At 71.8% G+C, this 25776-nt stretch carries 23 protein-coding genes; 16 read left to right on the forward strand and 7 right to left on the reverse strand.

Annotated features, from left to right (window positions below):
- The first annotated feature begins 28 nt into the window (after nt 1-28).
- Nucleotides 29-1204, forward strand: coding sequence for a D-alanine--D-alanine ligase family protein (locus ABZ915_RS34955; RefSeq protein ID WP_361811641.1), 1176 nt, complete (start codon nt 29-31; stop codon nt 1202-1204).
- A gap of 36 nt (nt 1205-1240) precedes the next feature.
- Here ABZ915_RS34955 and ABZ915_RS34960 read toward each other — a convergent pair whose 3' ends face one another.
- Together ABZ915_RS34960 and ABZ915_RS34965 are read right to left on the reverse strand one after the other, a co-directional pair.
- On the reverse strand, nt 1241-1756 hold the full coding sequence (locus ABZ915_RS34960) for a DUF3515 domain-containing protein (protein WP_361811644.1): 516 nt from the start codon (nt 1754-1756) through the stop codon (nt 1241-1243).
- A 20-nt stretch (nt 1757-1776) separates the two neighbouring features.
- Nucleotides 1777-2010 carry an Lrp/AsnC ligand binding domain-containing protein gene (locus tag ABZ915_RS34965; protein WP_003997603.1) on the reverse strand — a complete coding sequence of 78 codons (234 nt, stop codon included), beginning with the start codon at nt 2008-2010 and terminating at the stop codon, nt 1777-1779.
- Nucleotides 2011-2205: 195 nt separating this feature from the next.
- On the opposite strand from ABZ915_RS34965, the gene ABZ915_RS34970 reads away from it, so the two are divergent.
- Together ABZ915_RS34970 and thiD are read left to right on the forward strand one after the other, a co-directional pair.
- Entirely contained in the window at nt 2206-3171 is a 966-nt protein-coding gene (locus tag ABZ915_RS34970) for a thiamine-phosphate kinase (protein WP_361811647.1), read from the forward strand.
- Nucleotides 3168-3977: a bifunctional hydroxymethylpyrimidine kinase/phosphomethylpyrimidine kinase gene (thiD, locus tag ABZ915_RS34975; RefSeq protein WP_361811650.1), complete on the forward strand. Its 810-nt coding sequence runs from the start codon at nt 3168-3170 to the stop codon at nt 3975-3977. The genes ABZ915_RS34970 and thiD overlap by 4 nt, the downstream gene beginning before the upstream one ends.
- A gap of 87 nt (nt 3978-4064) precedes the next feature.
- On the opposite strand, the gene rpmB is transcribed toward thiD, so the two are convergent.
- The gene (rpmB, locus tag ABZ915_RS34980; RefSeq protein ID WP_003993230.1) at nt 4065-4250 is read right to left on the reverse strand and encodes a 50S ribosomal protein L28; all 186 of its coding nucleotides are present in this window, start codon (nt 4248-4250) and stop codon (nt 4065-4067) included.
- A 260-nt stretch (nt 4251-4510) separates the two neighbouring features.
- On the opposite strand from rpmB, the gene ABZ915_RS34985 reads away from it, so the two are divergent.
- Nucleotides 4511-6211, forward strand: a complete 1701-nt coding sequence (locus ABZ915_RS34985) for a DAK2 domain-containing protein (protein WP_361811653.1) — start codon at nt 4511-4513, stop codon at nt 6209-6211.
- Here the strand turns inward: ABZ915_RS34985 and ABZ915_RS34990 are convergent.
- Together ABZ915_RS34990 and ABZ915_RS34995 are read right to left on the reverse strand one after the other, a co-directional pair.
- Nucleotides 6195-9143 (reverse strand): tetratricopeptide repeat protein, encoded by a 2949-nt coding sequence (locus tag ABZ915_RS34990; protein WP_361811656.1) that lies wholly within the window; start codon nt 9141-9143, stop codon nt 6195-6197. The two genes, ABZ915_RS34985 and ABZ915_RS34990, sit on opposite strands and share 17 nt — an antisense overlap.
- Nucleotides 9140-10978 carry an HSP90 family protein gene (locus tag ABZ915_RS34995; RefSeq protein WP_361811659.1) on the reverse strand — a complete coding sequence of 613 codons (1839 nt, stop codon included), beginning with the start codon at nt 10976-10978 and terminating at the stop codon, nt 9140-9142. The genes ABZ915_RS34990 and ABZ915_RS34995 overlap by 4 nt, the downstream gene beginning before the upstream one ends.
- A 174-nt stretch (nt 10979-11152) precedes the next feature.
- On the opposite strand from ABZ915_RS34995, the gene recG reads away from it, so the two are divergent.
- From recG to mutM, 8 genes are all read left to right on the forward strand, one after another.
- Nucleotides 11153-13372 (forward strand): ATP-dependent DNA helicase RecG, encoded by a 2220-nt coding sequence (gene recG, locus ABZ915_RS35000; RefSeq protein ID WP_361811662.1) that lies wholly within the window; start codon nt 11153-11155, stop codon nt 13370-13372.
- A 45-nt stretch (nt 13373-13417) separates the two neighbouring features.
- Nucleotides 13418-14005, forward strand: coding sequence for a 16S rRNA (guanine(966)-N(2))-methyltransferase RsmD (gene rsmD, locus ABZ915_RS35005; protein ID WP_361811665.1), 588 nt, complete (start codon nt 13418-13420; stop codon nt 14003-14005).
- 26 nt (nt 14006-14031) lie between these two features.
- Nucleotides 14032-14511, forward strand: a complete 480-nt coding sequence (gene coaD / locus ABZ915_RS35010) for a pantetheine-phosphate adenylyltransferase (protein ID WP_361812028.1) — start codon at nt 14032-14034, stop codon at nt 14509-14511.
- Between the two features lie 98 nt (nt 14512-14609).
- Nucleotides 14610-15719, forward strand: a complete 1110-nt coding sequence (locus ABZ915_RS35015) for an ATP synthase F0 subunit B (protein WP_361811668.1) — start codon at nt 14610-14612, stop codon at nt 15717-15719.
- A 134-nt stretch (nt 15720-15853) separates the two neighbouring features.
- Nucleotides 15854-16504, forward strand: a complete 651-nt coding sequence (locus ABZ915_RS35020) for a YceD family protein (RefSeq protein WP_361811671.1) — start codon at nt 15854-15856, stop codon at nt 16502-16504.
- Nucleotides 16505-16506: 2 nt separating this feature from the next.
- Nucleotides 16507-16680 carry a 50S ribosomal protein L32 gene (rpmF, locus tag ABZ915_RS35025; protein ID WP_003951102.1) on the forward strand — a complete coding sequence of 58 codons (174 nt, stop codon included), beginning with the start codon at nt 16507-16509 and terminating at the stop codon, nt 16678-16680.
- A gap of 19 nt (nt 16681-16699) precedes the next feature.
- On the forward strand, nt 16700-17518 hold the full coding sequence (gene rnc / locus ABZ915_RS35030) for a ribonuclease III (protein WP_361811674.1): 819 nt from the start codon (nt 16700-16702) through the stop codon (nt 17516-17518).
- Between the two features lie 77 nt (nt 17519-17595).
- A complete protein-coding gene (mutM, locus tag ABZ915_RS35035; RefSeq protein WP_361811677.1) occupies nt 17596-18456 on the forward strand; it encodes a bifunctional DNA-formamidopyrimidine glycosylase/DNA-(apurinic or apyrimidinic site) lyase in 861 nt (286 codons plus the stop codon).
- Here mutM and ABZ915_RS35040 read toward each other — a convergent pair.
- Nucleotides 18429-18830 carry a helix-turn-helix domain-containing protein gene (locus tag ABZ915_RS35040; protein ID WP_361811680.1) on the reverse strand — a complete coding sequence of 134 codons (402 nt, stop codon included), beginning with the start codon at nt 18828-18830 and terminating at the stop codon, nt 18429-18431. The genes mutM and ABZ915_RS35040 overlap by 28 nt on opposite strands.
- A 135-nt stretch (nt 18831-18965) precedes the next feature.
- Here ABZ915_RS35040 and ABZ915_RS35045 point away from each other — a divergent pair, with 135 nt between their 5' ends.
- Nucleotides 18966-19550 carry a flavodoxin family protein gene (locus ABZ915_RS35045; protein WP_361811682.1) on the forward strand — a complete coding sequence of 195 codons (585 nt, stop codon included), beginning with the start codon at nt 18966-18968 and terminating at the stop codon, nt 19548-19550.
- 40 nt (nt 19551-19590) lie between these two features.
- Here the strand turns inward: ABZ915_RS35045 and ABZ915_RS35050 are convergent, their stop codons facing one another.
- Nucleotides 19591-20700 (reverse strand): CAP domain-containing protein, encoded by a 1110-nt coding sequence (locus ABZ915_RS35050; RefSeq protein ID WP_361811685.1) that lies wholly within the window; start codon nt 20698-20700, stop codon nt 19591-19593.
- A gap of 145 nt (nt 20701-20845) precedes the next feature.
- On the opposite strand from ABZ915_RS35050, the gene ABZ915_RS35055 reads away from it, so the two are divergent.
- The 3 genes from ABZ915_RS35055 to ABZ915_RS35065 all read left to right on the forward strand — a co-directional run bounded on the left by ABZ915_RS35055 (nt 20846) and on the right by ABZ915_RS35065 (nt 25639).
- On the forward strand, nt 20846-21127 hold the full coding sequence (locus ABZ915_RS35055) for an acylphosphatase (RefSeq protein ID WP_361811688.1): 282 nt from the start codon (nt 20846-20848) through the stop codon (nt 21125-21127).
- A gap of 382 nt (nt 21128-21509) precedes the next feature.
- On the forward strand, nt 21510-21713 hold the full coding sequence (locus ABZ915_RS35060) for a hypothetical protein (protein WP_030048901.1): 204 nt from the start codon (nt 21510-21512) through the stop codon (nt 21711-21713).
- Nucleotides 21714-21949: 236 nt separating this feature from the next.
- The gene (locus tag ABZ915_RS35065; protein ID WP_361811691.1) at nt 21950-25639 is read left to right on the forward strand and encodes an AAA family ATPase; all 3690 of its coding nucleotides are present in this window, start codon (nt 21950-21952) and stop codon (nt 25637-25639) included.
- Nucleotides 25640-25776 lie beyond the last annotated feature (137 nt).

A 25776-nucleotide genomic window follows, 5' to 3' on the forward strand; every position in this document is an offset into this window, starting at 1 on the left:
CCCTACCACCGGGTACTCTCAACGCGATATGAGCACCGAGAACCTCCCCCAGAGCCCTGAGCAGCCGTCCCGCAAGCCGCGCGTGGCCGTCGTGTTCGGCGGGCGCAGCTCCGAACACGGGATCTCCGTGGTCACCGCGGGCGCCGTCCTCAAGGCCATCGACCGGACGAAGTACGACGTCCTGCCGATCGGCATCACCCGGGACGGCCGTTGGGCGCTCACCGCCGACGAGCCCGAGCGCATGGCCATCTCCGACCGGCGCACGCCCAGCGTCGACGAGCTCGCGGAGTCCAGCGAGGGCGGCGTGGTGCTCCCCGTCGACCCCGCCAACCGGGAGGTCGTCTACAGCGAGCCGGGCTCGGTGCCCAAGGCCCTCGGCGAGGTCGACGTGGTCTTCCCGGTGCTGCACGGCCCCTACGGCGAGGACGGCACCCTCCAGGGCCTCCTGGAGCTCTCCGGCGTCCCGTACGTGGGTTCGGGCGTACTCGCCTCGGCCGTCGGCCAGGACAAGGAGTACATGAAGCGGGTGTTCACCTCCTTCGGGCTCAAGGTGGGCCCGTACGTGGTGATCCGGCCCCGCGAGTGGCAGCAGTCCGCCCCGAACGGGGACAAGGGTGCCGCGGCCCGGAAGAAGATCGTCGACTTCGCCGGCGAGCACGGCTGGCCGCTGTTCGTGAAGCCCGCGCGCGCGGGTTCGTCGATCGGCATCACCAAGGTCGACGATCTGGCCGGGCTCGACGAGGCCGTCGCCGAGGCCCAGCGGCACGACCCGAAGATCCTCGTGGAGGCCACGCTGCGGGGCCGCGAGATCGAGTGCGGGGTCCTGGAGTTCGAGGACGGGCCGCGCGCCTCCGTGCCCGCGGAGATCCCGCCGCCGGACGCGCACGCGTACTACGACTTCGAGGCGAAGTACATCGACTCCACGCCCGGCATCGTGCCCGCCCCGCTCACCGAGGAGGAGACCGCCGAGGTGCGGCGCCTCGCGGTGGACGCCTTCGAGGCGGCGTCCTGCGAGGGCCTGGTCCGCGCGGACTTCTTCCTCACCGAGGACGGCGAGTTCGTGATCAACGAGATCAACACGATGCCCGGCTTCACGCCCATCTCGATGTACCCGCAGATGTGGCAGGCGACCGGCATCTCCTACCCCGAGTTGGTGGACCGGCTGGTGCAGGCGGCGCTGCGGCGGTCGACCGGACTGCGGTAGCCGCCGGAGACGGCGCCCGCGCAGACGGCCGCGCGGTCAGACGGTGGAGGCGATCCCGGTGGGGATCGCCTTCTTGATGGCGGCGGCCAGATCGACGAGGACCTTGGCACTGTCCTGCTGGCCCACCGACTTCGGCAGGGCCACCTGCACATACGCCTCGCGCTTGGCGGTGGTGAACCGGTACGTCCCGTCGTCCTGCTTCTCCATCAGCCAGTCGACGCCGTCGACCCCGCCGCCGATCGCGTCCGGGTCGGCGCCCTTGGCCACCTTGGGGTCGATCATCTTGGGCGGCCTTTCGACACCGCAGCGCAGTATGATCGCCGGGCTTCCCCAGCCCGCCGTGAGGGCGGACCGGGGTCCGGGGTCGTGGCGGCTCCGGCCGTCCACCTTCTCCGGCAGTACCTTGTGCAGGTTCCGGCACAGCCCCGCGGTCTTCGCGTCGGGGCTGGGAACCGCCACCGTGGCGCCGTCGTCTGCTGAGGAGCAGCCCGCGACGGCGATCAGCAGGGCGAGCGCGGGCAGGCCGGTGAGCCGGTGGCGGAAGAAGTTCACCGGCCAAGGGTAGACGGGGGCTACAGATGCACGACCGGGCAGGTCAGGGTGCGGGTGATGCCGTCCACTTGCTGGACCTTCGCGACCACCATGCGGCCGAGGTCGTCCACGGTGTCGGCCTGGGCGCGCACGATGACGTCGTACGGGCCCGTCACGTCCTCGGCCTGGATGACTCCAGGGATCTTGCTGATCGTCTCGGCGACGGTCGACGCCTTGCCGACCTCCGTCTGGATCAGGATGTACGCCTGTACCACGGAACCTCCAGGGCGGCCACGAGGATCATGTGGGGAAAAGGAACGCCACGGTATCGCGTCGCCGGTCGCCGCGGGGAGACCCGCGCGGCCCATGAAGTCACGCGCCCATTTTGTTCGGGACTCCAGGGGGGCCAGGATGACGCGCAAGCGGGTACGGACAGGCGTACGGCCAGGCACAGAAGGGGCTGAAGGGTAATGAAGGGCACTGTGGGTGAGCTGGGCGAGTTCGGGCTCATCCGGGAGCTCACCTCCCGTCTCACCACCACCCCGGCGGTCCGGGTCGGCCCCGGCGACGACGCCGCCGTGGTCGCCGCGCCCGACCGCAGGGTGGTGGCGAGCACCGACATCCTCCTCGAGGGGCGGCACTTCCGCCGCGACTGGTCCACCGCGTACGACGTGGGCCGCAAGGCGGCCGCGCAGAACCTCGCGGACATCGCCGCCATGGGGGCCGTACCGACCGCGCTGCTGCTCGGCCTGGTCGTGCCCGCCGAACTCCCGGTCACCTGGCCGAGCGAGCTGATGGACGGGCTGCGCGACGAATGCCAGGTCGCGGGCGCTTCCGTGGTCGGCGGTGACGTGGTGCGCGGCGACACGATCATGGTGTCGATCACGGCGCTCGGCGATCTGCGCAACCAGGAGCCGGTGACCCGGGCCGGCGCCCAGCCCGGCGACCTCGTCGCGGTGACCGGCTGGCTGGGCTGGTCCGCGGCCGGATACGCGGTGCTCGCCCGCGGGTTCCGCTCGCCGCGCGCCTTCGTGGAGGCCCACCGGCGCCCCGAGCCGCCGTACCACGCGGGCCCGGCCGCCGCCGGGCTCGGCGCCACCGCCATGTGCGACGTGAGCGACGGCCTGATCGCCGACCTCGGGCACATCGCGGAGGCCAGCAAGGTCCGTATCGACATCCGCTCCGGCGCCATCGACATCCCCTCGCAGATGAACGACATCGGGCAGGCCGTCGGCGTCGATCCGCTCCAGTGGGTGCTGAGCGGGGGAGAGGACCACGCGATCGTGGCCACGTTCCCGCCGGACGTGAAGCTGCCGGCCCGGTGGAAGGTGATCGGCGAAGTACTCAACCCCTCGGCGCTGCCCCAGGTCACGGTCGACGGGGCGCCGTGGACCAGCAAGGGCGGCTGGGACCACTTCGGGGACATCGAGTCATGATCCCCCGGGTCCTGACCGTGGCGGGCTCGGACTCGGGCGGAGGCGCGGGCATCCAGGCCGACCTGAAGACGATGCTCGCGCTCGGGGTGCACGGAATGAGCGTGATCACGGCGGTCACCGCGCAGAACTCGCTCGGCGTGCAGGGCGCCTGGGAGCTGCCGGTGGCGGCCGTACGGGCCCAGTACCGCAGTGTCGTCGACGACATCGGCGTACGGGCCGTGAAGACCGGCATGCTGGCCTCGGCCGAACTGGTCGAGGCGGTCGCCGAATTGCTCGGCGGGACGGACGCGCCGGCGGTCGTGGACCCGGTGGGCGTCTCCAAGCACGGGGACCCGCTGCTGGCGGCCTCCGCGCTGGATTCCGTACGGCGGCGGCTGCTGCCCGTGGCGACCGTGGCCACGCCCAACCTGGACGAGGTGGCGCAACTCACGGGGGTGCGGGTCGAGTCGGAAGGTGATCTGCGCCGGGCCGCGGTCGCCGTACTGGAGTACGGGCCGCGGTGGGTGCTGATCAAGGGCGGGCATCTGGTTGGGGATGCAGGGCGGGCGGGTGGGAGCCAGGCTGTTGATCTTCTTACCGACGGCTCCGCGGAGCACTGGCTGCGGGCCCCGCGGTACGACAACCGGCACACCCACGGCACGGGCTGCACGCTCGCCTCGGCGCTCGCGTCGGGGCTGGCGAAGGGGCTGTCCGTGCCGGAGGCCGCGGCGGAGGCGAAGGAGTACGTCACCGGGGCGATCGCGGCCGGGTTCGCGCTGGGGGCGGGGATCGGGCCGGTGGATCACGGCTGGCGCTTCCGGACGTGACGTACGGGTACGGCAAAAAGCCGGCCCACCGTGAGGTGGACCGGCTCTGTGCAGCGAACCAGCAGTGGCCGCGCGCTCAGCAGTGCGTCAGCGCGAGACCTTGCCGGCCTTGATGCACGAGGTGCAGGCGTTCACGCGCTTCGGCGTCCCACCGACCACGGTACGCACACGCTGGATGTTCGGGTTCCAGCGACGGGACGTACGGCGGTGCGAGTGCGAGATGTTGTTGCCGAAGCCCGGCCCCTTGCCGCAGACGTCGCAGTTGGCAGCCACGGGTCACTCCAAAGACTTCAGATGCACTTACGGTTGATCCCGGCATGCCGGGATCGAGATCATAAGACCTTAGATCTTGAGTGGCGTTGCCAGGGGGAATGGCCCGATCGGGATCGGGCAACCGGAGCAGCATACAACGACTGCGTCCGTACAACGAAACTACCATGGCAGCTCAGGGGCCCGCTCCCGGCCCTCTTCCGGTCGGCACCCGTCCGGGGTCTACGCTGCCTCCCACGTCCAGCCAGCTCAGGGAGGCGCAGGTGGCGCAGGTGCCGCAGACATTCTTCGATGCTCTAGCGGTGCGCACCTGGTGCGGTCTGGCGCTGCGGGCGCTGGGCCGCTCGCGCGAGGAGATCGACGCGATCAACGTGTATCCGGTGGCGGACGGCGACACCGGTACGAACCTGTACCTGACCCTGGAGTCCGCGGCGGCGGCGGTGGAGGCCGTGTTCACCGGGCACGAGGTGGAGCCGGGCGGCGGCCGGGGGCCGTCGTCGGCCGACGCCATGCACGCCATGGCGCACGGGGCACTCATCGGGGCGCGGGGCAACTCCGGGACGATCCTCGCGCAGCTGCTGCGCGGTATGGCGCAGGTGCTCGCCGCCGACGGTGAGGCACCTCACACCGACGGGAAGGGGCTGCGGCTCGCGCTGCGGAACGCCGCCGACGCCGCCCGCCATGCGGTGGCCCATCCCGTGGAGGGCACGGTCCTGTCGGTCGCCTCGGCCGCCGCCGACGCCGCCGAAGGGGCCGGGGGCGACTGCGGGAGCGTGGCGCGGGCGGCCTACGAGGGCGCGCGCGCGGCTCTGGCGGCGACTCCGGGGCAGCTGGCCGTGCTGGAGCGGGCCGGGGTGGTGGACGCCGGTGGGCGCGGGCTGGTGGCGGTCCTGGGGGCGCTGGTGGAGACGTTCACGGGGGAGGCACCGGGAGCGCCCGTCACGGAGCTGCCGTACGCGCGCGTGCGGCCCGCCGGAGCGGCCGGGATGCTCGCCGGGACGGACGTGGGGCACGCGAAGGGGACGGGTTGCACCGAGGACGGCGGTCCCGCCTTCGAGGTGATCTACCTGCTGGAGGCCGAGGACGCGGCCGTGGACCGGCTGCGGAAGCGGCTCGACCGGCTCGGGGACTCCCTCGTCGTCGTCGGCGGCGACGGGCTGTGGAACGTGCACGTGCACGTCGACGACGCGGGCGCCGCCGTGGAGGCCGGTGTCGAAGCCGGACGGCCCCACCGGATCCGGATCACCCACTTCGGGCTCGGGGACGTGCACACCGGCGCCGAACCGCCCCCCAGGGAGCGGGCCCAGCGCGCGGTCGTGGCCGTCGTGCCCGGCGAGGGCCTGGCCGGGCTGTACGCCGAGGCCGGCGCGACCACCGTGCTCGCCCGCCCCGGGGAGTCGCCCGCCAGCGGGGAGATCGTCCAGGCCGTGCGCCGCGCCCACGCGCGCGAGGTCGTGCTGCTGCCCAACGACGCCGAGCTGCGCCACACGGCGGCCGCGGCGGCCGAGCAGGTCCGCACGGAGGGGGTCCGCGTCGCCCTCATCCCGACCCGCTCGGCGGTCCAGGGGATCGCCGCGCTGGCGGTGCACGAGCCCGACCGCCGCTTCGACGAGGACGTCGTCCAGATGACCTCGGCGGCGGGCGCCACCCGGTACGCCGAGGTCGTCGTCGCCGAGCACGAGTTCTGGACCATGGCCGGCATCTGCCAGCCCGGTGACGTGCTGGGGCTCATCGACGGCGACGTGGCGGTGATCGGCTCGGACGTCACCGCCACCGCCGAGGCCGTCCTGGACCGCATGCTCCAGGCCGGCGGTGAACTGGTCACCCTCGTGCTCGGCGACGAGGCACCGGAGACCGTCGCCGAGCACCTTCAGGCACGCGTGCGGGAGATGTACCTGGCCGTCGACACGGTCGTGTACCGGGGCGGGCGGCAGGGGGCGCCGCTGCTCATCGGGGTGGAGTGAGCAGGTCCAGCAGCTGCTCCGCCTCCGTCCGCCGGGCCCGCACGGTGTCGTCCGTGTCATCCGGGTAGCCCGTGTCGCCGACCCCGTCGTACGCCGCCAGCACCGCACGCGCGCGTGCCGCCGCGTCCGCGGGGCGGCTCAGGTCCGCCTCCAGCCAGCCCGCGGCCAGCTCCGCGCCGGTACGGCTGTGCAGGGCCTCCGCGCCGAGCGAGGCGAACGCCTCGACCGCCCGCGCCATCTGGGCCAGCGCGTCCTCGAACGAGGCCTGGACCGCGGTGTCCCCGGCGTCCTGGGACACCGAGCGGGCCAGCAGGTCGCCGTACTGCCGGTGGGTGTGACCGAGTTCGGCGGTGAGCCGCTCCACGGCCTCCGCGTCGTCGGCCGACGCCAGCGCCTGTTCGCACGCCCTGACCGCGTCCCCCATCAGCTCCCGCGCCCCGTCGAGTCCGGCCTCGGCGCGCAGCGCCAGCCACGCGCGGGCGCGCAGGCTGCGGACGAGGCCGTGGACGTTGCCCAGGGAGCGCCACAGGTCGCCCGCGCGCGCGTAGGCCCGGTCGGCGTCGGCGGGCAGCCCGGCCTGCCCGAGGGACTCGGCGGCGAGGTGGGCGAGGGTGGCGTGGTCCTGCTGCTCGGGCCAGTGCCGGGCGATCTCGGCGGCCTTGAGCCGGTGCTCGGCGGCCTCCCGGTGCTCACCCAGCTCGCTCAGGCAGTCCCCGAGCCACCACCGCGTCTGCACGACCGCGCCGTCGCCGTGCGTCTCGGCGGCCAGATCGGCCAGCGCCGACTCCAGCACCTCGGCGGCCTCCGCGCACCGCCCCTGCCGCAGCAGGAAGCCGCCCAGCTGGTGCCGCGCCCAGGCGCCGAGCGTGGCACTCTCACCTGCCTCGTCGGCCCAGTGCGCCGCCTCCAGGGCGTGCTCCGCCGCCTCGCGCACCTCGTCCCGGCCGCCGACCACCTCCGCGAGCTGGAGGTGCAGCTGGGCCCGCCCGACCGCCTCCACATGGGGCCCGCCGTGCGCCAGGGCCGCCCGCAGCGCCCGCTCGGCCTCCGCCATGTCGCCCTGCGCGTGGGCGAAGGCGGCCACCCGGACCTCGTACTCCACCGCGAACCAGGGCAGGCCCGCCTCCACGAACTGCCTCGTGGCCCGCCGGAAGAGGTTCGCGGCCGTCTCGATGTCCCCCGAGTGCTCCGCTAGCTCCGCCAGCATCGCCCGCGCCTCGGCCGCCCGGGACGCCAGCCGCACGTCGCCCCCGACATGTCCGTCGACGAGCGCCAGCAGCTCCCGGACCGCCCGTCCGACGGCCTCCCCCGCGCCCTGCGGGTCCTCGTGCAGCCGGCGCATCAGGATCCGCGCCCGGCTCATCAGCACCGACGCCGCCTGCCGCACGCCGGTAGCGTCCTCGGCGTAGAGGGCGAGGACCCGGTCGTACGGCTCGGCGACCGCCGCGAGCGCCTCGTCGACCTGCCCCGACAGGGCCCGTGCGTAGGCCGCACGCGCGCGTGCCGCCAGCGCCTCCCCGGCGTCGTCCGCCTCCGCGTACAACTCGGCGGCCCGCTCGAACAGCTCGGCGCCCTCGGGACCCCGGCCCATCGCCTCGTGATCGACGATCTCCGCGCGGTCCCGTGCCGCGAGCTCGGCGCCCTCGGCGGCGCTGGAGACCGCCGCCCACGCCTCCAGGGCGTCCGGCTGGAGGGAGTCCGACAGCCGCCGGGCCTCGGCCAGCAGCGCGGGCAGGTCCGGCCCGTCCGGGCCCGCGGCCGTGACCGGGGGGACCGGCACGACCGGGCGGGCCCCACCGGTCCCGGCCGCCGGCGCGGCAGCGGTGCGCACCCCGAGCGGCAGCCGCTCCACCAGCGGGCGCTGCGCCATGCGCTCACGTGTCCGGTCACCGACGTACGTGGTGCCGTTGCGCAGGTCGAACCGTCCGGCCAGACCGAGGGCCTCCGCGCGCGCGTGGGCGGCGAGTTCCCGCGCGGTCCACGCCTGCCCGGCCGGGCCCGGGACCTGCTGCCCGCCGAGCCCCAGCTCGGTCAGGCGGTCCATGAGCAGTGCCACCACGGACATGAAGTCCAGGCGGCTGCGCGGATGCCCGGTGTCGGTGAAGTAGGCCGGCCGCTCGGCGAGCAGCTCCAGGCCGCGAGCCTCGTTGCCGGTGAGCGCGCAGAACTCCACATGGTCCGCGTACGCGCCGCGCATGCTCTCCATCGGCCGCACCAGCCGGAAACCGCGCAGGTGGTGGGCGCGCGCCTCGTCCACGCGGCCCAGCCTGAGCAGCGGCGTGAGGGAGGAGGCGAGGACGCTGTGCGGCTCGTGGGCGCAGCTGTACTCGCCCTCCAGGACCGGCCGCCACAGTTCGAGCGCCTCGGTGTCCCGGCCGCGCTTGATCTGCCACGTGCCCTGCCCGTGCAACTCACAGGCGTGGCAGTCGGCCATCCGGTCCCGGTCGGCGGCCAGCCAGGCCGCGTACGCCCGTTCGGCACGGTCCAGGTCCCCGGTGTGCGCGGCGACGCTGAACTCGGCGCTGCGCACGGCCCGTTCGGAGTGTCCGGCCAGCCGGTAGCGGTGCTCCATCTCGCCGAGCCACTTCTCGATGGAGGCCAGCGGCACGTGCGGCTGGTCGAGCATGCCGGCCGACACCCACTTGAAGACCCAGTGCAGCGAGTGCGTCTCGTACTCGTCGAAGTCCTCGGGCCGCTCGTCCCAGACGCGCAGCAGCCGCGCGAACGGGACGAACATCTTGTCCTTCTCGGAGCTGTAGTTGTAGACCTTCAGCTGGTGCCCGAGCGCCTCGATCACCGCGAGCGGGATGTTCAGTTTCTCCGCCTCGGCGAGCAACTGCTCCGCGCGCGCGTTGCGGGCGGGGCCCTCCGGCTGCTCGGAGTTCTCCGCCATCGCCCGGCGCAGTGCGTCGAAGTCCGTGATCCCGGTCATCGGTGACCGTCCTCCCCGTGTGTGGCCCATTCCAGGAGGCCGATGAACGCGCGGTTGAGCAGCGCGGAGTCCGCGGGCCTCAGCGGCCGCTGCGCCATCAGCAGCGCCTGCCCGTACAGCGACTCGGTGGCGGTGCCGATCAGCTCGGGATCCTTCAGGGAAGCGATCCGCCGGATCAGCGGATTGAGGTGGTTGAGCACCAGCCGCGCGCGGGGGGCGCTGCCGCGCAGCGAGCCGAGGATGCCCGCCCACAGGTCGTCGGCCTGGGCCTCGGCCTCCGCGCGGGCCTGCTCGTGCCGGGCGGCCCGGTCGTCCAGGTGCAGCGCGGGCACCGAGAGGGGATGGAAGGCCCGCAGGACGACGTCGCACCCCAGCGGGTCGAGTTTCGCCCGCGCCGCGGCCAGGAAGCCGGTCAGGGCCAGCTCCTCCGCCGGGTCGACCGAGTCCAGGTGGGCGGTCACGGTGTCCGCGTCCAGCTCGGCGACCACCGTCCCGGGGCGCACCGAGGGCAGCGCCTCGATCAGTTCGCTGTCGTAGGTGTAACCGCCGTTGACCACGCCGACGCCCTGCGCGGAGGCGATCGGCGCGACCTGCCGGTACTCCTCGACCGTGCGCGTGAAGTGCACCACGGGGTGGCGCTGCGCGAACTCCTCCAGGGACAGCTGCCCGTCGGTCGTCTCGAACGGCAGCCACGGCAGCATGGTGCGCAGCATGTCCTTGTCGTGCCGGGCGAGGGACTTCACGCCCAGGTGGTGCACCGACAGGAAGGCCGCCAGCCGTTCCGGATCGCCCGCCGCCAGGGCGGTCAGCCAGGACCGAATCCTTTCGCCCAGAGCTTCCCGTACGGCGGCCAGCGTCTCGTCCTCGTACAGCGACTCGCGCGAGGCCGTGGGCCTGAGGCTGTCGGTGTCCAGGACGCAGCGCACGAAGAACGCCCAGTCCGGCAGCAGCTGTTCGGCCCGCTCGGTCAGCAGCATGCCCTTCAGGTGCACGCGGTGGGTCGCGCGCTGGGCGGGGCTGACCGCGGACGGCAGCACGTACGCCACCCCGCGGATCCCGGCCAGCGGCACGTCCAGCTCGATCGAGTCCAGCGGGGTGAACCCGAACGTCTCGTGGCAGTGCCGGGCCAGGGCCACCCGGCGGGTGGCGGGGGAGGGGTGGGCGCGGTCCCAGGGCGCGGGCAGATCGGTGACCGCCTCGTCGCCCACCCGGACGTCGTAGGGCAGCAGCGAGCCGAAGTCCCGTGCCAGCGTCAGGACGCGCTCGGGCGTGAGCCACTCCCCGGCGCCGGCCCGTGCGATCAGATGCACGGTGGTGCCCGGCTCGGGCCGGGCCTCGTCGGGCAGCGTGCGCACGGTGTAGGAGCCGTCGTCGCTCGCCGTCCACTCCACGGGCGGGGCGTCGGGTGTACGGGCGCTGCGGCTGACCACCCGGATGCGTTCGGCGACCACGAAACAGGCCAGCAGGCCGATGCCGAACTGGCCGAGGAAGTCGGAGCGGGCCTCCTGCAACCCCTCGGCGCGCTTGGAGCTGCGGCCGATGGTCGCCAGCAGACTGTGCACGTCCGACTCGGTGAGCCCGACGCCGGTGTCCTCCACCCGCAGGGCGGCGCCGTCCCGGGAGTCCGTGTACAGCCGCACCCGCGCAGGGGCGTCGGGCTGCTCGGCGCGCCGGGCGGTGATGGCGTCCACCGCGTTCTGCAACAGCTCGCGCAGGTAGACCTTGGGGCTGGAATAGAGGTGATGGGAGAGCAGGTCCACCAAACCACGCAGGTCGACCTGGAACGTATGAGGTGACTGTGATGCCTGGGATGACTGTGGGGTCTGGGAGTCCATCGTCGCAGCGCCGCCGGTGGGGGGACTTCGCGACGGCGCGGGGGTCGGGCGGTCCCTTGTTTGGGGAGGTGACCGCGGGGGGATGGCCGGAACGCGCCATCCTAGAGGCCGAACAGCCCGGCTGACCAGGACTTTCCCGAGACGTATACAGCATTGTCAGTGCCGTGGTGTGCAATGGATCTCGTGCCCGCACTGGAAGAACCACTGAAACAGCCGCTGAAGTCAGTGCTCGGCCCCGCCACCGCGAAGGTGATGGCCGAGCACCTCGGCCTGCACACCGTCGGCGACCTGCTGCACCACTACCCGCGCAGATACGAGGAGCGGGGCCAGCTCACCCATCTCGCCGACCTCCCCATGGACGAGCACGTCACGGTGGTCGCCCAGGTGGCCGACGCCCGCCTGCACAGCTTCGCCTCCGCCAAGGCCCCGCGCGGCAAGGGCCAGCGTCTGGAGGTGACGATCACGGACGGCAGCGGCCGGCTCCAACTCGTCTTCTTCGGCGCCGGCGTTCACAAGCCCCACAAGGAGCTGCTGCCGGGCACGCGCGCGATGTTCGCGGGCAAGGTGTCCGTGTTCAACCGGCGGCTCCAACTGGCCCATCCGGCGTACGAGTTGCTGAAGGGAGACGGCGAGGAGGCGGTCGAGACCTGGGCCGGGGCCCTCATCCCCATGTACCCGGCCACCGCCAAACTGGAGTCCTGGAAGATCGGCAAGGCGGTCCAGACGGTGCTTCCCGCCGCCCAGGAAGCCCTGGACCCGCTGCCCGACCCGCTCCGGGACGGCCGCGGGCTGGTCTCCCTCCCCGAGGCCCTGCTGAAGATCCACCGTCCGCACACCAAGGCCGACATCGCCGACGCCCGCGCCCGCCTCAAGTGGGACGAGGCCTTCGTCCTCCAGGTCGCCCTGGCCCGCCGCCGGCACGCCGACGCCCAGCTCCCGGCGGTCGCCCGCAAGCCGCTGCCCGACGGCCTGCTGACCGCCTTCGACGACCGCCTGCCCTTCACCCTCACCGACGGCCAGCTGAAGGTCTCCCGGGACATCTTCGACGACCTCGCCACCGAACACCCGATGCACCGGCTGCTCCAGGGCGAGGTCGGCTCCGGCAAGACCCTCGTCGCCCTGCGCGCCATGCTCGCCGTCGTCGACGCCGGCGGCCAGGCCGCCATGCTCGCGCCCACCGAGGTCCTAGCCCAGCAGCACCACCGGTCGGTCACCGAGATGATGGGCGAGCTCGCCGAGGGCGGCATGCTGGGCGGCGCCGAGCACGCCACGAAGGTGGTGCTGCTCACCGGCTCGATGGGGGCCGCCGCCCGCCGCCAGGCGCTGCTCGACCTCGCCACCGCGGAGGCCGGGATCGTCATCGGCACGCACGCGCTGATCGAGGACAAGGTGCAGTTCCACGACCTCGGACTGGTCGTGGTCGACGAACAGCACCGCTTCGGCGTCGAACAGCGTGACGCCCTGCGCGGCAAGGGAAAGCAGCCACCGCACCTGCTCGTCATGACCGCCACACCGATCCCGCGCACGGTCGCCATGACCGTCTTCGGCGACCTGGAGACCTCCGTCCTCGACCAGCTCCCGGCCGGCCGCTCGCCGATCGCCAGCCATGTCGTCCCGGCCGCCGACAAGCCGCACTTCCTGGCCCGCGCGTGGGAGCGGGTGCGCGAGGAGGTGGCGGGCGGCCATCAGGCGTACGTGGTCTGCCCGCGCATCGGGGACGAGGAGGACGACCCTAAGAAGGCCGGGAAGAACAAGTCCCCGGAGGACGAGGCCGAGAAGCGGCCCCCGCTCGCCGTCCTCGACGTGGCCGAGCAACTGGCGAAGGGCCCCTTGAAGGGCCTCAGGGTCGAGGTCCTGCACGGCAGGATGCATCCCGACGACAAGGACGCGGTGATGCGCCGCTTCGCCGCCGGGGAGGCCGACGTCCTCGTCGCCACGACCGTCATCGAGGTCGGCGTCAACGTCCCGAACGCCACCGCGATGGTGATCATGGACGCCGACCGGTTCGGCGTGTCCCAACTCCACCAGCTGCGCGGCCGCGTGGGCCGTGGCTCGGCGCCCGGACTGTGCCTGCTGGTCAGCGAGATGCCCGAGGCGAGCGCCGCCCGCCAGCGGCTGAACGCCGTCGCCGCCACCCTCGACGGCTTCGAGCTGTCCCGCATCGACCTCGAACAGCGCCGCGAGGGCGACGTCCTCGGCCAGGCCCAGTCCGGCGCCCGCTCCAGCCTGCGGGTCCTCGCCGTCATCGAGGACGAGGAGATCATCGCCGAGGCCCGCGCGGAGGCGGCGGCGGTCGTCGCGGCCGACCCGGAGCTGGAGCGGCTGCCGGCCCTGCGCACGGCGCTGGACGCCCTGCTCGACGACGAGAGGGAGCAGTACCTGGAGAAGGGCTGACAGACTGGAGCGGCCACCATCCGCGCACACCGACAAGGACCCGAGATGACCCGCGTGATCGCCGGCGCAGCCGGCGGACGCCGCCTGGCCGTCCCGCCAGGGAACGGCACCCGCCCCACGTCGGACCGCGCACGCGAGGGCCTCTTCTCCACCTGGCAGTCCCTGCTCGGCGGCGCCCTGGACGGCGAACGCGTCCTGGACCTGTACGCCGGCTCCGGTGCCGTCGGACTGGAGGCCCTCTCCCGCGGTGCGGGCCACACCCTCCTCGTCGAGTCCGACGCGCGGGCGGCCCGCACGGTCCGGGAGAACGTGAAGAACCTCGGCCTGCCGGGCGCCGAGGTCCGGGCGGGCAAAGCGGAACAGATCATCCAGTCCGCGGCGCCCGCGGAGCCGTACGACCTGGTCTTCCTCGACCCGCCGTACGCCGTCTCCGACCACGATCTTCGCGAGATTCTGCTCACACTCCGCTCGCAGGGGTGGCTCGCGGCGGCTGCCCTCGTCACCGTGGAGCGCAGCACCAGAGGTGGCGAATTCCGGTGGCCGGACGGCTTCGAGGCGATCCGGGCCCGTCGCTACGGCGAGGGAACGTTTTGGTACGGTCGCGCCGCCTCTACGTGCGAAGACGCACGATGACCGGACCGGAGAGCGAGGGATCACTAGTGCGCCGCGCCGTCTGTCCCGGGTCGTTCGACCCGATCACCAACGGACACCTCGACATCATCTCCCGCGCCTCCCGCCTCTACGACGAGGTCTACGTCGCGGTGATGATCAACAAGGCCAAGAAGGGCCTGTTCGAGATCGACGAGCGGATCGACCTGATCCGCCAGGTCACCGCCGAGTACGGAAACGTGATCGTCGAGGCCTTCCACGGTCTCCTCGTCGACTACTGCAAAGAGCGCGACATCCCCGCCATCGTCAAGGGCCTGCGCGCCGTCAGCGACTTCGACTACGAGTTGCAGATGGCCCAGATGAACAACGGCCTGTCGGGCGTCGAGACCCTCTTCGTGCCGACCAACCCCACCTACAGCTTCCTCTCCTCCTCCCTCGTCAAAGAGGTCGCGACCTGGGGCGGAGACGTCTCCCACCTGGTGCCGCCGGTGGTCCTGGAAGCCCTCCGCGAACGCCTCGGCAAGGACTGACGGGCTGACAACCCGTCACCCGGTGTCGGACCGCCACCCAGGGGCCGTACAGTCGTCCCGTCCGTCTCCAACACAGCTGTAGAGAGTGGCGAGCAAAGGTGGACGTCCAGAACAAGCTCGACGAGATCGTCACGGCGGTCTCCGGCGCCCGGTCCATGCCCATGTCGGCCTCCTGCGTGCTCAACCGCGCCGAGCTGCTCGCGCTGCTCGAAGAGGTGCGCCAGGCCCTGCCCGGCTCCCTCGCCCAGGCCCAGGAGCTGATCGGCGACCGCGAGCAGATGGTCCAGCAGGCCCACCAGGAGGCCGAGCGGATCATCGAGAGCGCGCACGTCGAGCGCGGCTCCCTGATCTCCGACACGGAGGTCGCCCGCCGCTCCCAGACCGAGGCGGACCGGATCCTGACCGAGGCCCGCAAGGAGGCCGAGGAGGTCCGCGCCGACGCCGACGACTACGTCGACTCCAAGCTCGCCAACTTCGAGGTCGTCCTGACCAAGACCCTCGGCTCGGTCGGCCGTGGCCGCGAGAAGCTGCTCGGCACCGGCCCCGGCCTCGACGAGGACGGCTACGAGGACGAGGACGCCCCCGAGCGCAGCCACGACCCGGAGACCCTGCGCCGCGACGCCGACGCCTACGTGGACGCCAAGCTCGGCGCCTTCGAGGCGGTCCTCGCCAAGACCCTGGAGGCCGTCGGCCGCGGCCGCCAGAAGCTGCACGGCCGTATCGCCACGGACGACCTCGGCGCCCTCGCCGACGACTCCAGCACCCGGCAGCATTCCAGCGACGCCGACTACCTCGCCGACCTCGCGGCCCTCGCCGAGCAGGACGCCCAGGCCGAACAGCCGGCGCAACAACAGCAGCAACAGCAGCCGCAGCAGCCCCAGCAGGCCCCGTACGAGCAGCAGCCGGCCTACGGATACCAGCAGCAGCCCGACCCGTACGGCGGTTTCCCGCAGCAGCACGGCTACGGCCAGCAGGACCCGTACGGCTACCAGCAGGCCGACCCCTATGCCTACCAGGGCGGCTACGACCAGCACGCCGGCTACGACCCGAACGCCGTGCAGCATGCCCAGCAGCCCCACCAGGCCCAGCAGCCCCACCAGGTCCAGCAGTCCCAGCAGGGCTACGCCCTCGACGAGACCAGTCTCTTCGACACCAGCATGATCAGCGCCGAGCAGTTGCGGGCGTACGAGCAGGAGCGCGGCCTGTAGCGAAGGCCCCGATTGGGCTGTCAGCGAAAGGTCCAGTATCCTGGCTCTTCGGTCGCGTGCACGTCCGCGATCAACGCTGCCCCGGCGACATCATCCGGGCGGCGTCCCTCTGAGCTCGAAGATCGAAAGCAGGAATGGCCTCCAACGCGCGCCTCGACCACCGCAACCCCCTCGTGTTCGACACACACGAGCTGGGGCGGCGTCCTGGTGCCCTACAGCGGCTGACCCGCACGATCGACGCCCCCAAGGACTTCGGTGTCCAGGGAGTCATCGGAGTGCCGGAAGGCGCCCCGGTCGAGCTCGAACTCCGGCTCGAGTCGGTCATGGAAGGGGTGCTCGTCACGGGCACCGCCCGTGCCACGGCCGAGGGGGAGTGCGTAAGGTGTCTGGAGCCGGTCGAGCTGGAGCTCGAAGCGGACTTCCAGGAACTGTTCACGTACCCTGACGCCGACGACCGGGGCCGTGTGATCGCGGAACCGGGCGACGACGCCGAGGACGACGAGGACAGGTTCTTCCTCGAGGACGGACTTTTCGACCTCGAGCCTCTGCTGCGCGATGCGGTGGTGCTCGCACTGCCGATGCAGCCGGTGTGCCAGGAAGACTGTCCGGGCCTGTGCTCCGAGTGCGGAGTGCGGCTCGCGGACGACCCGGACCACCATCATGACGCCGTCGACATCCGTTGGGCGGCTTTGCAGGGACTCGCCGGATCCACGAAGGACGGCGAGAAGGACGAGATGAGCGGCGCTGACGCGGAAGCGGGCGTCGACGAGAAGCAGGAGAAGTAGCCGTGGCTGTTCCGAAGCGGAAGATGTCGCGCAGCAACACGCGCCACCGCCGGTCGCAGTGGAAGGCTGCGGTCCCCACCCTGGTTGCGTGTGAGCGCTGCCACGAGCCCAAGCAGCAGCACATCGCGTGCCCGTCTTGCGGCACCTACAACAAGCGCCAGGTCCTCGAGGTCTGAGCGGCTGGTGAGAGGTGTGATGTCTGATCCGAAGGAAGGCACGTCCCGTCAACGCGCGGGTCGTCCGGCGGACAACACGGCCTCGTCCCACACGCTTCTGGAAGGGCGGCTCGGCTACAAGCTCGAGTCCGCCCTTCTGGTGCGAGCACTGACCCACCGTTCCTACGCGTACGAGAACGGCGGTCTGCCGACGAACGAGCGGCTGGAGTTCCTCGGTGACTCCGTCCTCGGCCTCGTCGTCACGGACACGCTGTACCGCACCCACCCCGACCTGCCTGAAGGCCAGCTGGCCAAGCTGCGGGCCGCGGTGGTGAACTCGCGTGCGCTCGCGGAAGTGGGCCGCGGTCTCGACCTTGGTTCCTTCATCCGGCTCGGCCGCGGTGAAGAGGGCACGGGCGGCCGGGACAAGGCGTCCATCCTTGCCGACACCCTGGAAGCGGTGATCGGCGCGGTCTATCTCGATCAGGGCCTCGATGCGGCGTCCGAGCTGGTGCACCGGCTCTTCGACCCGCTGATCGAGAAGTCCTCCAACCTCGGAGCCGGCCTGGACTGGAAGACCAGCCTCCAGGAGCTCACCGCGACGGAGGGACTCGGCGTGCCCGAGTACCTGGTCACGGAGACCGGCCCCGACCACGAGAAGACCTTCACTGCTGCCGCCCGCGTCGGAGGCGTCTCGTACGGCACCGGCACCGGCCGCAGCAAGAAGGAAGCGGAGCAGCAGGCAGCCGAGTCCGCGTGGCGGTCCATCCGGGCCGCGGCGGACGAGCGCGCCAAGGCGACGGCCGACGCCGTCGACATCGACGCGGGCGCCGACGACGAGGCATCCGCTTCCGCCTGACATGCAGAAACAGCTGAGCGCCCGCCCCGGCCAGGGGCGGGCGCTTCGCTCATCACCGGCTTTCCACAGAGGTTCCGATGCCCGAGTTGCCCGAGGTCGAGGTCGTACGACGTGGCCTGGAGCGGTGGGTCGCCCACCGTGCCGTCGCCGACGCCGAGGTGCTGCACCCGCGTGCCGTGCGCCGCCACCTGGCCGGCGCCGACGACTTCGCGCACCGGCTCAAGGGGCATCGCGTGGGCACGCCCAGCCGCCGCGGGAAGTATCTGTGGCTGCCGCTGGAGGACACCCGGCAGGCGATCCTCGCGCACCTCGGGATGAGCGGTCAGCTGCTGGTGCAGCCGGACACCGCGCCGGACGAGAAGCACCTCAGGATCCGCGTCCGCTTCGCCGACGCGCTCGGCACCGAACTCCGCTTCGTCGACCAGCGCACCTTCGGCGGCCTCTCGCTGCACGACACCACCCCCGACGGCCTGCCGGACGTCATCGCGCACATCGCCCGCGACCCCCTCGACCCGCTGTTCGACGACGAGGCCTTCCACCAGGCGCTGCGCCGGAAGCGGACCACCATCAAGCGGGCCCTGCTGGACCAGTCGCTGATCAGCGGCGTCGGCAACATCTACGCGGACGAGGCGCTGTGGCGCGCCCGTCTGCACTACGAGCGTCCCACCAGCACCTTCACCCGCCCCCGTACCGCGGAACTCCTCGGTCACGTCCGTGACGTGATGAACGCGGCCCTCGCCGTGGGCGGCACCAGTTTCGACAGCCTCTACGTCAACGTGAACGGCGAGTCGGGCTACTTCGACCGCTCCCTGGACGCGTACGGCCGGGAGGGCCTGCCCTGCGGACGGTGTGCGACGCCCATGCGCCGCCGCCCGTGGATGAACCGCTCCAGCTACTTCTGCCCGAGGTGTCAGCGGGCGCCGCGCGTGTCGTCGTAACGCTCGCGGGCCTGAAGTACGTCGTCCATCCGGCCCTCCACACAGTGGATGAGGTCCAGCAGACGGGTCGCCACCTCGCGGCCCAGCGGCGTCAGTTCGTAGTCCACGCGGGGCGGGTTCGTCGGCTGGGCCTCGCGGTGCACCAGGCCGTCGCGCTCCAGCGCCTGAAGCGTCTGGGACAGCATCTTCTCGCTCACGCCGTCGACACGGCGGCGCAGTTCGTTGAAGCGCAGCGAGCCCTCGTGCAGCGCGCCGAGGGTGAGCGAACCCCAGCGGCCGGTGACGTGCTCCAGGGTGCCGCGCGAGGGGCACGCCTTCGCGAACACGTTGTAGGGGAGGTTCTGCTCCTCCGCGCTCTCCTGCGTGACGGTCATGTGTTCAAGCGTACTCGAAGGCAGCGCTAACCGACAGGTTGCACTATCTAGAAGTTAGTGCTTTCCTTTGGTTAGTGCCAATGAGCTGCCCAGAAGAACTGCCCAGATGAACTGCGCTATCGAGGAGTACCCCTAGTGACCAGCCCTGTTGTCTCCATCGCCTACCACTCCGGCTACGGCCACACCGCCGTCCTCGCCGAGGCAGTCCGCGCCGGTGCCGCCGAGGCCGGTGCCGAGGTGCACCTGATCAAGGTCGACGAGATCACCGAGGAGCAGTGGGCGCTGCTCGACGCCTCGGACGCGATCGTCTTCGGCTCGCCCACCTACATGGGCACCGCGTCCGGCGCCTTCCACGTCTTCGCCGAGGCGACCTCCAAGCGCTGGGCCACCCAGGCGTGGCAGGACAAGCTGGCGGCCGGCTTCACCAACTCCGCCTCCAAGAGCGGCGACAAGCTGCACACGCTCCAGTTCTTCCAGATCCTCGCCGCGCAGCTCGGCATGCACTGGGTCGGCCTCGGCCTGATGCCCGGCTGGAACAGCTCCACCGCCTCCGAGAACGACCTCAACCGCCTCGGTGTCTTCCTGGGCGCGGCCGCCCAGACCAACGCCGACGAGGGCCCGGACGCCGTGCACAAGGCCGACATCGCGACGGCGGAACACCTGGGGCGCCGGGTGACCGAGACGGCACGGGCGTTCACGCTGGGCCGCGCGGCGGCGTGACGCGCGGCCTGCCGGGGCCCGTCACGGGCCCGGGTGTCTTCTAGTAACCGAAGTCCTGCGTCCACCAGGGCCCGCCGGACCCGTAGTGGACACCGACCCCCAGGGTCTTGAAGTCACAGTTGAGGATGTTGGCCCGGTGGCCCGGGCTGTTCATCCAGGCCTCCATCACCGCGGCCGCGTCCGCCTGGCCCCGCGCTATGTTCTCGCCGCCGAGGCCCGTTATGCCGGCCTTGGCGGCGCGGTCCCACGGGGTGGCGCCGTCGGGGTCGGTGTGGTCGAAGAAGCCCCGCGCGGCCATGTCCGAACTGAAGGACCCGGCCAGCTTGGTCAGCGAGCTGTTCGCCGACAGGGCGGTGCAGCCGACCTTGGCCCGCTCCTCGTTGACCAGCTTCAGCACCTCCGCCTCGGCGGCGGCCTCCGCCGACACCGTCACCGGCGCGGAGGTCTTCGCCGGGGCCTTGGGGGCCTTACGGCTCGGGGTGGCCCTGGACTGCGAGGGGATCTTGGTCTGCGGCTTCTTCGAGGGCGCCTTCGTCGGCGTCGGGGACGCCGGGGCGGAGGCGGACGCGGAGGCCGAGGGGGACGCGGAGGGGGAGCGCGAGGCGGACGGGCTCGACGGCGCGGTCGAGCGGTCGCTGTCGCGGCTGGTGGAGGACCCGCCGGTCCGGCCGTCGGAGGCGGTCGCGGAGGTGCCGCCCTGCTCGCTCGCGGTGTTGCTGGGGGAGCCGGCGGCCTGCACCTTGTCGCCGCCGGCGCTGGTGCCGCCGCCGAGCCGGTAGTTGTCGAGGCCGGGCACCGCGCCGGTGGCCACCGCCACCGTGCCGAGGGCGACCGCGGCGGACACGCCCAGCAGACCCGTACGTACCGGCGTCGCCGCCCTCTTCTTGCGGCGGCGGCCCCGCGACGACCCGCCCGACGGGGTGTACCCCTCCTCCGGGAAGACGACCGTGCCGGTGCTGTGCGCGTAGTCGTCGTCCGTGGCGTAGAGGTAGTCCTCGGACTTCTGGTGGGTGTACGCCTCCGGGTTCAGGTAGGGCGCGATGCCCAGGGTGGCGCGGTCACCGGTGTACGAGCCCTGCTGGTCGTGGCCACCCGTGCCGGCGGCGGAGCGTCGGTGGCGTCCCATGTCCTGGCCTTCCTCGTCCCTCATGATCAACCCCACTCATACGATCTTGGAGTCGACCAAACTCACTCGAACGAGTGGGTTTCATATGAGATTCATTGGGTGGGGACGGTACCCCATGGCGCCGGGGGAGGAAGTGTCCCGAGAGACATTGGCCGGTTAGGTTGCACCCATGAGCGAGGATGTACGGCTGGTCGCCTGGGTGCGTGGACACGTGCAGGGCGTGGGTTTTCGCTGGTTCACGCGAGCCAAGGCGCTCGAGCTCGGCGGCCTGAGTGGTTTTGCTCTCAATTTGGCGGACGGACGGGTCCAGGTGGTCGCCGAGGGCTCGCGCGATGCCTGCGAAGGGCTGCTGAAGTGGCTGCAAGTCGGCGACACGCCCGGACGCGTGGACGGCGTCACGGAGATCTGGGACACACCCCGTGGCGGCTACGACGGCTTCGCCGTCCGCTGACTCCATTCCGTAAAGAGCCGCAGGCCGAAGCGGAAGGACTTGCCACGGGCACCTGCCCCGAGCAGAAATGGGCTGGTAGTTGCCAAGAACCGCTTGCCGTGGCAGGCTCCGCACGTAAAGATGATCGCCACGCCCTGAGGGCCCCGCAGGAGTCGCAGCGTCGCCGCTTTCCGGCCGCGCGAAGCCGGGTTGCCCGCCAATCCGGGGCGTGATCGTGTTGACCGTCAAACTTTTTGGTGAGACGCTGAAAGCCCCGCGCACCTTAGCTGTTTGGCATGTAGCAATAGCAGAGCAACACTCGAGTGTGCCAAGCACTCCGGGTGCGAATCCCTCACGACCCACACCGCTTCGGTCGGTCGCTCAGTGTGGAGGACCATCCATCATGGCAAAGGCGCTTCTCGGTTACGTCGGCGGCTCCGACCCTCGACTCCTTGCCGAGATGCGACGGCTCCAGCAGCGCGTACAGGACCTGGAATCCGAGCTCGGACGGATCCAGGCGGAGAACGACGCGCTGACGGCTGCCGCTTCTCACGACAGGATCATGGAGAGCATCGACGCACACCAGGCGGAGCCTGCGCTCACCTGATCGCTGCATCGTTCCACGACAGCACATGCAGTGGTTGGGCTGCCCGTATCAACCGCTTAAGTTGTCAGAGTTGCAAGGGACGCTTCGGCGTCCCTTCTTTCTTGCCCCCGTCTTTTTCCCCCGCGCATCCTTTCACCCTCTTTAACGTCTGGTGTGCCCTGCATGTTCATGCGCGAAACCGCGCGGTTGCCGATGTTCATGGAGTGAGATAGCGGCGGAAGGTAGAGTCCGGCGGCGTGCACCTCAAGGCCCTGACCCTCCGTGGGTTCAAGTCGTTCGCCTCGGCAACCACACTCCGGTTCGAACCGGGGATCACATGTGTCGTCGGTCCGAACGGCTCGGGCAAGTCCAACGTCGTGGACGCCCTCAGCTGGGTCATGGGCGAGCAGGGTGCCAAGTCGCTGCGCGGCGGCAAGATGGAGGACGTCATCTTCGCCGGCACCACCGGCCGTCCGCCGCTCGGCCGCGCCGAGGTGTCCCTGACCATCGACAACTCCGACGGGGCGCTGCCCATCGAGTACGCCGAGGTCACCATCACGCGGATAATGTTCCGCAACGGCGGCAGTGAATACCAGATCAACGGCGACACCTGCCGCCTGCTGGACATCCAGGAACTGCTGTCCGACTCCGGCATCGGCCGCGAGATGCACGTCATCGTCGGCCAGGGCCAGCTCGACTCCGTCCTGCACGCCGACCCCATGGGCCGCCGCGCCTTCATCGAGGAGGCGGCCGGCGTCCTCAAGCACCGCAAGCGCAAGGAGAAGGCGCTGCGGAAGCTCGACGCGATGCAGGCCAACCTCGCGCGCGTGCAGGACCTGACGGACGAACTGCGGCGCCAGCTCAAGCCGCTGGGCCGCCAGGCGGCGGTCGCCCGCCGCGCGGCGGTGATCCAGGCGGACCTGCGGGACGCGCGCCTGCGCCTCCTGGCCGACGACCTCGTACGGATGCGCGAGGCCCTGAAGGCCGAGATCGCCGACGAGGCCGCGCTCAAGGAGCGCAAGGAGGCCGCCGAGCAGGAGCTGAGGAAGGCCCTTCAGCGCGAGGCCCTCCTCGAGGACGAGGTGCGGCAGTTGACACCGCGCCTTCAGCGCGCCCAGCAGACCTGGTACGAGCTCTCCCAGCTCGCCGAGCGGGTGCGCGGCACGATCTCGCTGGCCGACGCCCGGATCAAGAGCGCCACCTCGGCGCCGCCCGAGGAACGCCGCGGCCGGGACCCCGAGGACATGGAGCGCGAGGCCGCCCGGATCCGCGAGCAGGAGGCCGAGCTGGAGGCGTCCCTGGAGGCGGCCCAGCGCGCCCTCGACGACACCGTCGCCCACCGGGCCGAGCTGGAGCGCGAACTCGCCGCCGAGGAACGCCGCCTCAAGGACCTGGCCCGTGCCATCGCCGACCGCCGCGAGGGCCTGGCCCGGCTCAGCGGGCAGGTCAACGCCGCCCGGTCACGCGCCGCCTCCGCCCAGGCCGAGATCGACCGCCTCGCCGCCGCACGGGACGAGGCCCAGGAACGGGCGGTCCGCGCGCAGGAGGAGTACGAGACCCTCAAAGCCGAGGTCGACGGCCTCGACGCCGGGGACGCCGAACTCGCCGAGCGGCACGAGGCCGCCAAGCAGCAGCTGGCCCAGGCGGAGACCGCCCTGTCCGCCGCCCGCGAGGCGGCCACCGCGGCGGAACGCAGGCGCGCCGCGACCCAGGCCCGCCACGAGGCGCTGGCCCTCGGCCTGCGCCGGAAGGACGGCACCGGCGCGCTGCTCGCGGCGAAGGACCGGCTCACCGGCCTGCTGGGCCCGGCGGCCGAACTGCTGACGGTGGCGTCCGGCTACGAGGTCCCGCTGGCCGCCGCCTTCGGCACCGCCGCCGACGCCCTCGCCGTGACGACCCCGTCCGCCGCCGCCGACGCGATCCGCCTCCTGCGTAAACAGGACGCGGGCCGGGCGGCACTGCTCCTGACGGCGGCACCGACGGAACCGAGCGCCGCCGACGCCGCTTCGCCGGGCGACGCCCTCGGCATCACGGGCCGCGCGCCCGGTGCGACTGGTGCGCCGGAGGCTCCTGGGGCCGCCGGGAACCAGTACGCCCGTACCGCTGACGTCACGTCGGAGACGGAGCGGTCGGACCGCCCCGCTGATCCGGTCGTGGCCGCCGACCTCGTCCGGGGCCCCGCCGAGCTCATGCCCGCCGTGCGCAGGCTGCTGCGCGAGGTCGTCGTCGTGGGCACCCTCGAGGACGCCGAGGATCTGGTCGGCGCCCGTCCCGACCTCACCGCCGTGACCGCCGAAGGCGATCTGCTGGGCGCGCACTTCGCGCACGGCGGGTCAGCCGGTGCGCCCAGTCTCCTGGAGGTGCAGGCCTCCGTGGACGAGGCCGCCGCCGAGCTGGAGGAGCTGGCGGTGCGCTGCGAGGAGCTGGCCGAGGCGCAGCGGGCGGCGGCCGAGCGGCGCGGGGAGTGCGCCGCGCTCGTGGAGGAACTGGGCGAGCGGCGCCGGGCGGCCGACCGGGAGAAGTCCTCCGTCGCCCAGCAGCTCGGCCGCCTCGCCGGCCAGGCACGCGGCGCCGCCGGGGAGGCCGAGCGGTCCACCGCGGCGGCGGCCCGCGCGCAGGAGGCGCTCGACAAGGCCGTCCAGGAGGCCGAGGAACTCGCCGAACGGCTCGCCGTCGCCGAGGAGATGCCGGTCGAGGAGGAACCGGACACATCGGTACGGGACCGTCTCGCCGCCGACGGCGCCAACGCCCGCCAGACCGAGATGGAGGCCCGCCTCCAGGCCCGTACGCACGAAGAGCGGGTCAAGGGGCTGGCGGGACGGGCCGACTCGCTCGACCGGGCCGCCCGCGCGGAACGCGAGGCACGCGCGCGTGCCGAGCAGCGGCGGGCCCGGCTGCGGCACGAGGCCGCCGTCGCCGAGGCCGTCGCCTCCGGCGCGCGCCAGCTGCTCGCCCACGTCGAGGTGTCCCTCGGCCGGGCCGAGCAGGAGCGGGGCGCGGCCGAGGCCGCCAAGGCGCTGCGCGAGCGGGAGCTGACGGCCGCCCGGCACACGGGACGCGAACTCAAGTCCGAGCTGGACAAGTTGACGGATTCAGTTCACCGCGGCGAGGTACTCGGGGCCGAGAAGCGGCTGCGGATCGAGCAGCTGGAGACCAAGGCTCTGGAGGAACTCGGTGTCGAACCGGCGGGGCTGGTGGCCGAGTACGGCCCGCACCTGCCGGTGCCGCCCTCGCCCCCCGCCGAGGGCGAGCAGCTGCCGGAGGACCCGGAACACCCGCGCAACCAGCCGAGGCCGTTCGTCCGCGCCGAGCAGGAGAAGCGGCTCAAGGCCGCCGAGCGGGCCTACCAGCAGCTCGGCAAGGTCAACCCGCTGGCCCTGGAGGAGTTCGCGGCGCTGGAGGAGCGGCACAAGTTCCTCAGCGAGCAGCTCGAGGACCTGAAGAAGACCCGCGCCGACCTGCTCCAGGTGGTCAAGGAGGTCGACGAGCGCGTCGAGCAGGTCTTCACGGAGGCCTACCGGGACACGGCCCGGGAGTTCGAGGGCGTGTTCAGCCGGTTGTTCCCCGGCGGTGAGGGCCGGCTGGTCCTGACCGACCCCGACAACATGCTCACCACGGGCGTGGACGTCGAGGCGCGTCCGCCGGGCAAGAAGGTCAAGCGGCTGTCGCTGCTGTCCGGCGGCGAGCGGTCGCTGACCGCCGTCGCGCTCCTCGTGTCGATCTTCAAGGCGCGGCCCAGCCCGTTCTACGTCATGGACGAGGTCGAGGCGGCCCTCGACGACACCAACCTCCAGCGGCTGATCCGGATCATGCAGGAGCTTCAGGAGGCCTCGCAGCTGATCGTGATCACGCACCAGAAGCGCACGATGGAGGTCGCCGACGCGCTGTACGGCGTGTCCATGCAGGGCGACGGCGTGTCGAAGGTCATCTCGCAGCGGCTCCGCTAGCGCTCGGCTTCGGTCGCCGTCACATCTCCTTCAAGAAATGAACACAATGGTCTCAGCCCTATCCGAAACGTCACATGACACGGGCTGTTGACTTCGGAACTTGAAGGCATAGTCTCTGCAACGTTGCTTTTACCTTC

Source organism: Streptomyces sp. NPDC046915, from assembly GCF_040644935.1.
Taxonomy (GTDB): domain Bacteria; phylum Actinomycetota; class Actinomycetes; order Streptomycetales; family Streptomycetaceae; genus Streptomyces.

Coding starts and splice junctions, on each gene's coding strand:
- ABZ915_RS35040 (WP_361811680.1), bottom strand. CDS start 18,830: ATGACCGTCACGCAGGAGAGCGCGGAGGAGCAGAACCTCCCCTACAAC.
- ABZ915_RS35050 (WP_361811685.1), bottom strand. CDS start 20,700: ATGAGGGACGAGGAAGGCCAGGACATGGGACGCCACCGACGCTCCGCC.
- thiD (WP_361811650.1), top strand. CDS start 3,168: ATGATCCCCCGGGTCCTGACCGTGGCGGGCTCGGACTCGGGCGGAGGC.
- rsmD (WP_361811665.1), top strand. CDS start 13,418: ATGACCCGCGTGATCGCCGGCGCAGCCGGCGGACGCCGCCTGGCCGTC.
- ABZ915_RS34970 (WP_361811647.1), top strand. CDS start 2,206: ATGAAGGGCACTGTGGGTGAGCTGGGCGAGTTCGGGCTCATCCGGGAG.
- rnc (WP_361811674.1), top strand. CDS start 16,700: ATGTCTGATCCGAAGGAAGGCACGTCCCGTCAACGCGCGGGTCGTCCG.
- ABZ915_RS35055 (WP_361811688.1), top strand. CDS start 20,846: ATGAGCGAGGATGTACGGCTGGTCGCCTGGGTGCGTGGACACGTGCAG.
- ABZ915_RS35020 (WP_361811671.1), top strand. CDS start 15,854: ATGGCCTCCAACGCGCGCCTCGACCACCGCAACCCCCTCGTGTTCGAC.
- recG (WP_361811662.1), top strand. CDS start 11,153: ATGGATCTCGTGCCCGCACTGGAAGAACCACTGAAACAGCCGCTGAAG.
- mutM (WP_361811677.1), top strand. CDS start 17,596: ATGCCCGAGTTGCCCGAGGTCGAGGTCGTACGACGTGGCCTGGAGCGG.
- ABZ915_RS34990 (WP_361811656.1), bottom strand. CDS start 9,143: ATGACCGGGATCACGGACTTCGACGCACTGCGCCGGGCGATGGCGGAG.
- ABZ915_RS34995 (WP_361811659.1), bottom strand. CDS start 10,978: ATGGACTCCCAGACCCCACAGTCATCCCAGGCATCACAGTCACCTCAT.
- ABZ915_RS34955 (WP_361811641.1), top strand. CDS start 29: ATGAGCACCGAGAACCTCCCCCAGAGCCCTGAGCAGCCGTCCCGCAAG.
- ABZ915_RS35060 (WP_030048901.1), top strand. CDS start 21,510: ATGGCAAAGGCGCTTCTCGGTTACGTCGGCGGCTCCGACCCTCGACTC.